The following is an 8579-nucleotide window of genomic DNA, read 5'->3' as shown; positions in this document are numbered from 1 at the left end:
GGCGGGCGCTATTCCAACATCAACAAGTTGACTGGCCACAGGCATCAGACAATGGTCGACCCCATCGCGCGATGGGGCGAGATTGCGAGCCAGATCATGCAAACGCAGGCCACGACGCGAGAACGCGAACGCGCGCAGATGAACGGACGGATAGCGAGCATTGCGTTTGGAAATGTCGCAGCCAGCCTGATGAGCGATCTCAACCAGCAACGAATGGATGTTGCGCCACTGCACGTCCGAGCCTCGGAACTGGACACTGCCGCCAAGTACGCCATCTACGCACTGATTACCCTGATCGCCGCGTTGCGCGATGTGCTCGACTCGCTTTGTGACAGCGCGTGGGCGGTCAATCGCACCGCTCAATCCGGCGCGGCAGAGGTGCCAGACATGAAAGAGTTCTTCCAGTTTGCCTGGGCAGACAGGCAGTACGTGATGCGGAAGCGGAAGCGGCAGTGGCCATGACCGGTCGCGACAAGTAGCCGATTCTTGGAGCAGTACCGCCCGGCAACCGTCAAGGCATCCTTGACAGTTCGGGTGGGTAAGTCGGCGGCAGGCTCTCTGATCAAAGGGTGCTTTAATGCTGGCGCTTCGTATTAAAGAATGCTTTAATACAGAAAGCTCGCATTAAAGATGTCTTCACCATGAATCGGACTACGGGCACTTACGCCATCTCGACGACGCTGGGCGAATCGGTTCGGGCCTTCGTTCCGCATCCCCTGCCGCCCGCCGCGCCTGCGCTAGCGCCTGAGGCGTATGCCGACCTGAACCATCAGGCAGAGCTGGCGCTCGCCCGTCTGTCCGGGGTGTCGGGGCTCGTGCCATCAGTTGACTGGCTGCTGTACAGCGCGATCCGCAAGGAGGCCCTGCTCACCTCGCAAATCGAAGGTACCCAGGCCACATTGACCGACCTGTTCGACGAGGAAGCGGGATTCGCCGTCAGCAACACGGACGATGTCGAGGAAGTCACCAACTATCTGCGTGCCTTTCGACTGGTGCAGGACAACCTGCGCGATCCCAACCGGCTGCCCATCAGCGTGCGCCTCCTGTGTGAGGCCCACCGTGTCCTGCTGGACGGGGTGCGAGGTGCCGGCAAGCAGCCCGGTGAACTGCGGCGTTCCCAGAACTGGATCGGCGGCACTCGGCCGGGCAACGCGGCTTTCGTGCCGCCACCGGCCGACCGGGTGGCAGGTCTGCTGGGCGATCTGGAGCAATTCATTCACGGCGAGGCTGGCACGCTCCCGCCTCTGGTGAGGATTGCGCTAGCACATGCCCAGTTCGAAACCATCCACCCCTTCCTCGACGGCAATGGCCGTATCGGACGCCTCCTAATTGCAGCGCTGCTCGAACACTGGCGCCTGTTGCCCGAGCCACTGATGTACCTGAGCGGCTACCTGAAGCAACATCAGGCCGAGTATTACCGGCGCCTGTCGATCATCCGCACCGAGGGCGACTGGGAGTCCTGGGTCGCGTTCTTCCTCGAAGGCGTGGCAACAGCCGCCAGTGACGCCGAGCGCAGCATCATCGCAATCGCTAGCCTGATCGCGGCGGATCGGCGCCGCCTACTCGAAGCACCCAAGGGTGGGCCCGCCAGCTACCGGCTGTTCGAAATGCTGCCGATGATGCCGCGCTTCACCATCGAGCGGGTGCGGAAAAGCTTGGACACCAGCTTTCCGACTGCCACTGCGGCCGTCAAGGTGCTGGAAGACCTGGGCATCGTGACGGAAATGACCGGCCAGAAGACGAATCGGAGCTACAGCTACCAGCCCTACATCGAGCTGCTGTCGCGGTGATTACGCGGGAATTCGCATCAGTTTGCACCGGTTCGAAATGGCTGACCGAGGAACCATTCCTGCGGTCAACCATCCACCACCATATGACACGAAGCCAAGAAGCGGTCAGGCTTTCGTAATTTGACTCGCGGTCCATAGTCAAAGCACACGCGTCATTTCGTCCAACACTTCCTCATTGACGCTTCGCGCGTATTCGATGTCCCATTCGGATCGCTCCATCGGCCATTTTGCAAAGGTCGACTCGTAGGGCATAGAACTTGAAGCTCTGCGGATCTTGCAGGGTGCCGGCCAGATGCTTTTGTCCGTGATTCATTAGATTAACTTCGCTGTAATCTTACCGATATACGGACCGGCTCAACGATGCTATTTAGATAGCTTTGTTAAGGGTTGCCGCGTTTGGCTAATTGAATTCACCCGAGTTTAACCAAAGCAACCCTTTATAGGACCCATCGTTAGTGAGCAAAGGAGATTGCCATGAACGTTCGTCTTACATTTGCTGCGCTTGCTGCTCTCATCGGCTTCTGCGGAACCGCACAGGCAGAAATCTTCGCCGGAGGTCCGGCCTATGGTGGTCCCGGCTCTGTAGGCGGGAATATCAGTTGCCGAATCTTCAATTACGGCTTGTCCCCGGTGACAATCACGCAACGCCAGATATTCACGAACACTAACGAGACCGTCGCTCCCTCTAGCGACACTTGTGACGCCGAACTTCAACCTGCCACGTATTGCGCTTTTGTCGCGCCGATCCAGGGCAACCTGGCCTATTCCTGCTGGCTCACTGCCACAGGGACCGATACCAGGCTCAGCGGCGTCGCCGAGATTCAAGCCTCGGACTTTTCCGTTTTGAATGCTGTTCCCATACAGAAGTAAGCTGTCGAAGACGCAGTGCCGGCGGAAAGTCTGCTGACAAGTTGCGGTGTCAACCCATTCTTGTTTCTGTCCGGCACTGGACTACCTGTTCGCCGCGTTTTGACTCGCACAGCCATATCAAGCCGCTATGGCGCGGCGACTCAATACGCTGCGATCGCTTGCCTTCCCTTCTGTATCGCTCATTTTTCGTGGCGCTACCGTATTTTCATGAAGCGATTCCGCGCCTCAGCGGTACTTCGTTTCGCCATGTCGGATTCAGCAAGAGATTCTAGGCCTTTCAGAAGCTCTTTTTTGTTTTTAGAGCATTTTCATACCGACTGTACGGGAACTCGCGAGTAGGTCGGGAATCCCTTCCCAATCGCAAACGGTCACTTTAGTCGCGACCCTTCCAATCGCAAACGGCATCTCTGGGAGCGCCAGAGCTGCCCTTCCAATCGCAAACGGCATCTCTGGGAGCGCCAGAGCTGCCCTTCCAATCGCAAACGGTCGCTTTAGCCGCAACCCTTCCCGACGGTGCCGTTGGGCCAACGGGTTCGTCGGCAAAGGATTGCCGACCTACGAATGCTTGAATCCATTCACCCGAGCCGAAGGCGCCAACGACGTCCGCCAAGCCGGTTTTGCCGTACGAGCGCGATGAAAACGCTCTAAGTACATTCAGGGAAGTCTTGCGGCATAGGCAACCTGCAGGACAACCCCGCCAATCAAGCCAAACAGTCGAGATTCCGCAAGTATTTGCGGAATGTACTTAGCGCACGAGGCACTCGCCTGGAACCGGCAAAACGTCCAACGGTGTCTGTCTGTACATATCGGTCCTCAACGCCGTTCGCCGACCGGTCCTGATCAACCTGCGTAGGCTCATCGGCATTGCCTTTGGAAAAGCCCTACAGGCGGCCGTGGCGCAACAACGCGTGCTATCGCGTGAATATGTCACATTTAATTAACATCCCACCCTATAGACTCTTGCGCCTAAGAACTCCTCAACAAGAACACACGGACGGAGAGACAACTCTCCAGCCGCTCCTTGGAGCGTTTACCCGATGTGAAATTGTGAGGAACGAAAACGAACTTCAATATGAAGAGGAGCATGCGAAATGAGCATAGCGAGACGTCCATCCGCCGTGCGCCTTCGGAATGACTGGAACAAGTTCATCCAGTGGGAAGACCGTGGCCAGTCGGCATCGGACCCCGAGAACACGGCAGAAGCGTACCGCTTCCATCCCGGCGAACTGCCAGAGGATCTTCGCATCCTCATGGTAGGGATCGGCGGACAAGGTGTGGCCAACCTGACCCGGCGACTGCGCGACCTGATCGCCGACCGGTACTGCCATGTGTGTACGGCGGAGCAGCGCGGTGTGGCGCAACGCCGCGCAAGCACCGCCGCCACGCTGATCGCTGGTCGTTCGGTGTGCGCGCCGTCCCTGGCCGTATCGGACGTAGACATCCTGATCGGCCTGGAACCCCTTGAGGCGCTTCGGTATCGCGACCGGCTGCGGCCCGGCTCCTGGTGCCTTCTTTCCGATGTACGCATCGAAACCATCTGTGGCGGGCTCCAGCAGTACGCCTACGCCGACACGCAGGAAATCCTGCGCGAACTGGAAGGGCGAGGCGCTCACTGCGTGCTGATTCCCCTGGCGCAATGGCATCTATCCGAGCGCATGGAAGCGGTTTATGCATCCAGCGCCATGCTCGGATTCTTCTGCGCCGCCTTCGACCTCGACATCCAACGCGCCAAGACGCTCGCCTTCGGTGCTTTGGCGCCACGTACCGCGCACAAGAACATCCGGGCGATGGAATGGGGTTTCCTGCGGTTCTACAGCGAAGCATCCAATAAGCCTCTCTCCAATCGTCAAAAATCATCCGACTGCGTCCACCCCGAATATGGCGAAGCGGAACTCGCCGAAGCCAACGTTTAATCAGAACCGAGAATCGACCGATGCCTTGTTGTTACATGTTTCCAGGTTTGGGGGCGGATTACCCCGGCATGATCGAGAAATTCCGGATTTACCATCCGTGGTCGGAAGAGCTCCTGGCCGCTTGGAGCGAGCTGGTCGGCTGCGATCTCGGTACCGAGCACGGAGCTAGCGATCGGGAGCGCGAAAACCTGCACCAGCTGCGGATACACGCTCTCAACCTCCTGTGGTGGCGCGTCGTACGGCAATCCAGCCCCGACGCGAACTACGGCTGTTGCGGCCATAGCCTGGGTTTTTACGCCGCAGCCGTGGCTGCCTGTTCATTGACCGAGGAAATGTCGTTCCGTTGGCTTCAGGCGATGTTCAGCGTCGCTTGGGACGAATTCGCGGAGAACACCGGAAAAATCTCGGTCATCACCACCAACACCCCCATCGGGGCCCATAGTCTCGCCCACCGTTTCTCCGTGGAAGTGCTCGCGATCAACAGCGCTTACCAGATCGTGGTGTACGGGAGCGAACAAGACATCGAGCAGCTGTGCCGCACTCTTGAGGGGACATTGATTCGCCGGGACGACATCGATGCCCGTATCCCCTTCCACTCGATCCGCATGTGGCGCGTCGCCGAAATAGTCGCCGCGCGGGCTGCCGAACTGGGCTTGACCGTGGCTGCGCCGGTACATGCCTTGTGGTCGCATATCACCGGCGAGCGGCTGCTGTCCGCCGATCAAGTTTTCGCCACGCTTACGCGCCAGCCATGCCAAACCGTGTTGTGGCAACAACTGGTTCGAAATCTCCGTTCGGAGCACTACCGCGAATTTGTGGAAGTCGGTCCCAGCCGGGTATTGAGCCAGATAGCCCGATGGAACGCCCCGGATACCCCGGTGCGGTACGTCGACCATCTGCGCAAGACGAAGCGATCCGAAGCGAGGGCTTGAACATGGCATTTCTCAACGGTTGCGAGGCGGTTGCGCGCGGCGCATGGGAAGCGGGTGCCGCGTTCGTGGGTTCGTATCCCGGCTCGCCGGTCACCGGGGTCGTGGAAGGCCTCCTGCGCTTTCCCGAAATCAAGACCCAATGGATGGCCAACGAGAAGGTCGCCCTGGAGGCGGCCATCGGCGCCGCCCATGCCGGGCAGCGCGCCTTGGCGGTGATGAAGCACGTGGGCTTGAACGTGGCGGCCGATCCGTTCTTCAACGTCGCCTACACCGGCACCCGCGGCGGACTGGTCATCGTCGTCGGCGACGATCCGGGCGCCAAGGCCTCGCAGAACGAGCAGGACACCAGGCAGCTTGCCCAGGCGGCGCACGTCCCCGTGCTCGAACCTTCCGATATCGACGAGGCGCTGATCTTTCCGCGACTCGCTTTCGAAATCAGCGAGCAGTTCGACGTCCCCGTCGTGGTGAGGGTTACGACCCCGATCTGCTACGGCACATCCAGAACGGTGATGGGAGCGAGACGCCAAGTTCTCCCGAATCTGGGCTTCGCCGCCCCGATAGAGAAGTACCTGTTGCTGCCGGCATTCGTCCCGGCCCGGCACAAGGATCTGGTGCGGAGAATCGACCGCTTGGCCAACGGACACTGGAGCCGGTGGTTCATGCAAACCCTGATGCCGGCCGAACGCCTGGAAAAATATCCCTACGGCATCGTGGTGACGGGCTTTCCCTATCATGCCGTCCGCGAACTGTTCGAGGGACGGGCGCCGATTTTGAAGGCCGGCATGAGCTACCCCTTGAATGAAGAAGCGATCCTGGAGTTCGCCGCCCGCTGCGACCGCATTCTGGTGGTCGAGGAATCGAGCCGCTTCCTGGAACAGCGCATCCGCGCCCTGGGCGTCAACGTCGCCGCGCGTCCCCATTTCGACGGGGTCGGCGAATTTTCCCTTAAACATCTCGAGAGTCCGGACATCCCGGAGATCGCGGAACGTCTGCAGGAACGGATCGGCCACAAGCGAAAAGTCATCCCGATCCGGCACCAGGTTACGACGCCGGAAAGCCACTCCGGACTTCCGCTGCCGCCCCGCCCCCCCCGGTTTTTGCGCCGGCTGCTCTCATCGCGGGATCTTTTATACGCTGGGCAAGCGCGATCTTTATGTGGTCGGCGACATCGGCTGCTACACCTTGGGTGCGCTGGAACCCCATGGAGCGCTGCATGCGAATCTGTGCATGGGGGCAAGCCTCGGCATCCTGCAGGGCTACCTTGCCGCCATGGGTCCGGAGGCGGCGCGCTCCTGCATCGCCGTGATCGGGGATTCGACCTTCTTTCATTCCGGCATCCCGTCGCTACTGACCGCCGTGACGGCGAAGATACCGGGAACCATCCTAATCCTGGACAATGCCGGAACGGCCATGACCGGCTTCCAGCTCACCAATCGGCCGCTCAAGCGTGACGATTGGGAGCGCCTGTTACACGCACTGGGCGTGCCCGAATTCGCCGTCGTCGATGCCTTGGACGTGGATCAGCTGGAATCCACCCTGGATGCCTTCCTGGCGTCCGACCGCCTGTCCGTCATGGTGGTCAAAGGCGACTGCGTGCAGGGATTGCCGCGGAAAGGGCCGACCAATTACCGGTACACGATCAAAACCGATCTTTGCACCCAGTGCGGGGAATGCCTGAAGGTCGATTGCCCGGCCATCGTGCCGTCCTGGGACCGACAAACCGCTCGGCTGGACTCAGTGGCCATTTCGACCGAATGCATCGGCTGCGGATTGTGTTCGCAGTCGTGTCCCGAGCACGCCATCATCCCGAGAACCCTGTCCTTCAAGTCTTCCGTTCTGACGCGGATGATCGCGCCGGTGCCGTGGCATCGGGTGATCAGAAGGCTCCGCGCGATTCCGCCGATTCGAAAGCTGTTGAACGCGTTCGAAAAAGAGACCCATTGACTGTCTTCTAATACTCTTAACCCCAAACGAGGAAAAAAGCCATGCAAAACGAGCAAATCAAGACCGAACTGAAAAACATCTTCGCTGACCGCCTGAACATGGATATCGCCGCGATCAATGCGGGCGACGATGACGGATTGTTCGATCCGGAAGGATGGAACATCGACTCCATCGACGTGATCGACATCGTGCTCGGCGTGGAACAGACCTTCGGCGTGAAGCTGAAACAGGACGAGGAGGTGCAAGCCCACTTCCGTACCCTCAACACTCTGGCCGACCACATCGGTCAGCTGATCGCGGCAAAAGCCTGAGCTCGCCACAAGCTACCGGTTAAGTCCGCAGGGGAGTATCCATGAAACGCATCGCTATCACGGGCATAGGGATAGTCAGCCCGATCGGCAATAACGCCAGCCAGTTCGAAGCCTCGCTCCGGCTCGGCCGCTCGGGGGTGAAGGAGAACCGCTGGCACGACACCGAGGGCTTCGCCTCGAATCAGCTCGGCAAGATCGAGGGATTCGAGGTCCCGGCGGGTATCGGAAGCCGCGCGAGAAAGCACTATTCGTCGGTCGATCTGTATGCCCTGGCCGCCGCCCAGGAAGCCGTGGATTCGGCGCGCCTCCCGGCCAATTCGGTAGTTCGCGCCGGAACGGGCGTTATTCTCGGGAGCGGCGGAGCGGTCGCCGACACGGAAGCCTATGTGACCCGCGCCATTCGGCATGAACCGAGGCGCCCGTCCCGGTTGCTCACCACCAATCCGGACAACGCCGGCAATGTGGTGGCCGCCTATTTCGGTTTCCAGGGGCCGCGCAGCAGCATCATGACGGCCTGCTCGTCCGGCGCCACCGCCTTGGGCTACGCCGCCGATTTCATCCGCGAGGGCTATGCCGACGTGATGCTCGCCGGCGGAGTCGAGGCGGCCTCCTACGTGACCCTGTCCGGTTTCAACGCGCTCGGCGCCTTGAGTCCGACGCTGAGTCGGCCGTTCGATCTGAACCGGGACGGTATCGTCCTCGGCGAGGCGGCGGCGGTACTGGTATTGGAGGACATGGATTACGCCTTGCGGCGCAAGGCGCCGATCCTTGCCGAGTTCGTTTCCTACGGCCTGACCTCGGACGCCAACCACATCACCG

Annotated in this window: 8 protein-coding genes and 1 pseudogene; all 9 read left to right on the top strand. The window is 60.2% G+C overall.

Annotation, left to right across the window (positions count from 1 at the left end; all coding sequences use genetic code 11):
• Positions 1–462: hypothetical protein (locus tag ABJK70_RS16480; RefSeq protein WP_347258499.1), on the top strand; the 462-nt coding region annotated here is incomplete at its 5' end.
• Between the two features lie 179 nt (positions 463–641).
• Positions 642–1790 (top strand): Fic family protein, encoded by a 1149-nt coding sequence (locus tag ABJK70_RS16475; RefSeq protein ID WP_086133525.1) that lies wholly within the window; start codon positions 642–644, stop codon positions 1788–1790.
• Positions 1791–2264: 474 nt separating this feature from the next.
• The gene (locus ABJK70_RS16470; protein ID WP_133717204.1) at positions 2265–2660 is read left to right on the top strand and encodes a hypothetical protein; all 396 of its coding nucleotides are present in this window, start codon (positions 2265–2267) and stop codon (positions 2658–2660) included.
• 1091 nt (positions 2661–3751) lie between these two features.
• Positions 3752–4573, top strand: a complete 822-nt coding sequence (locus ABJK70_RS16465) for a 2-oxoacid:acceptor oxidoreductase family protein (RefSeq protein ID WP_086133524.1) — start codon at positions 3752–3754, stop codon at positions 4571–4573.
• Positions 4574–4641: 68 nt separating this feature from the next.
• Complete coding sequence (locus tag ABJK70_RS16460) at positions 4642–5505, top strand: acyltransferase domain-containing protein (RefSeq protein WP_168175431.1); 864 nt, start codon at positions 4642–4644, stop codon at positions 5503–5505.
• Positions 5430–5963: pseudogene (locus ABJK70_RS16455) on the top strand (hypothetical protein); the annotation flags it as partial. The gene ABJK70_RS16460 and the pseudogene ABJK70_RS16455, both read left to right, overlap by 76 nt.
• Before the next feature lie 340 nt (positions 5964–6303).
• Positions 6304–7449 carry a thiamine pyrophosphate-dependent enzyme gene (locus ABJK70_RS16450; protein WP_347258500.1) on the top strand — a complete coding sequence of 382 codons (1146 nt, stop codon included), beginning with the start codon at positions 6304–6306 and terminating at the stop codon, positions 7447–7449.
• Between the two features lie 41 nt (positions 7450–7490).
• Positions 7491–7760, top strand: a complete 270-nt coding sequence (locus tag ABJK70_RS16445; RefSeq protein ID WP_077730637.1) for an acyl carrier protein — start codon at positions 7491–7493, stop codon at positions 7758–7760.
• Positions 7761–7801: 41 nt separating this feature from the next.
• Positions 7802–8579, top strand: a 778-nt coding sequence (locus ABJK70_RS16440) for a beta-ketoacyl synthase N-terminal-like domain-containing protein (RefSeq protein WP_347258498.1), incomplete at its 3' end; no start/stop codon positions are given.

Origin of the sequence: Methylocaldum sp., assembly GCF_039794385.1 — a bacterium.
In the GTDB taxonomy this organism is placed as follows: Bacteria; Pseudomonadota; Gammaproteobacteria; order Methylococcales; family Methylococcaceae; genus Methylocaldum.
Note: the sequence above shows the minus strand (reverse complement) of the source record. Positions and strands in the feature narration are given on the sequence as shown.

What these genes read in the sequence shown, in the direction of transcription:
- ABJK70_RS16460 (WP_168175431.1), top strand. Translation starts at nt 4,642, where the DNA reads ATGATCGAGAAATTCCGGATTTACCATCCGTGGTCGGAAGAGCTCCTG.
- ABJK70_RS16475 (WP_086133525.1), top strand. Translation starts at nt 642, where the DNA reads ATGAATCGGACTACGGGCACTTACGCCATCTCGACGACGCTGGGCGAA.
- ABJK70_RS16445 (WP_077730637.1), top strand. Translation starts at nt 7,491, where the DNA reads ATGCAAAACGAGCAAATCAAGACCGAACTGAAAAACATCTTCGCTGAC.
- ABJK70_RS16465 (WP_086133524.1), top strand. Translation starts at nt 3,752, where the DNA reads ATGAGCATAGCGAGACGTCCATCCGCCGTGCGCCTTCGGAATGACTGG.
- ABJK70_RS16470 (WP_133717204.1), top strand. Translation starts at nt 2,265, where the DNA reads ATGAACGTTCGTCTTACATTTGCTGCGCTTGCTGCTCTCATCGGCTTC.
- ABJK70_RS16450 (WP_347258500.1), top strand. Translation starts at nt 6,304, where the DNA reads ATGAAGAAGCGATCCTGGAGTTCGCCGCCCGCTGCGACCGCATTCTGG.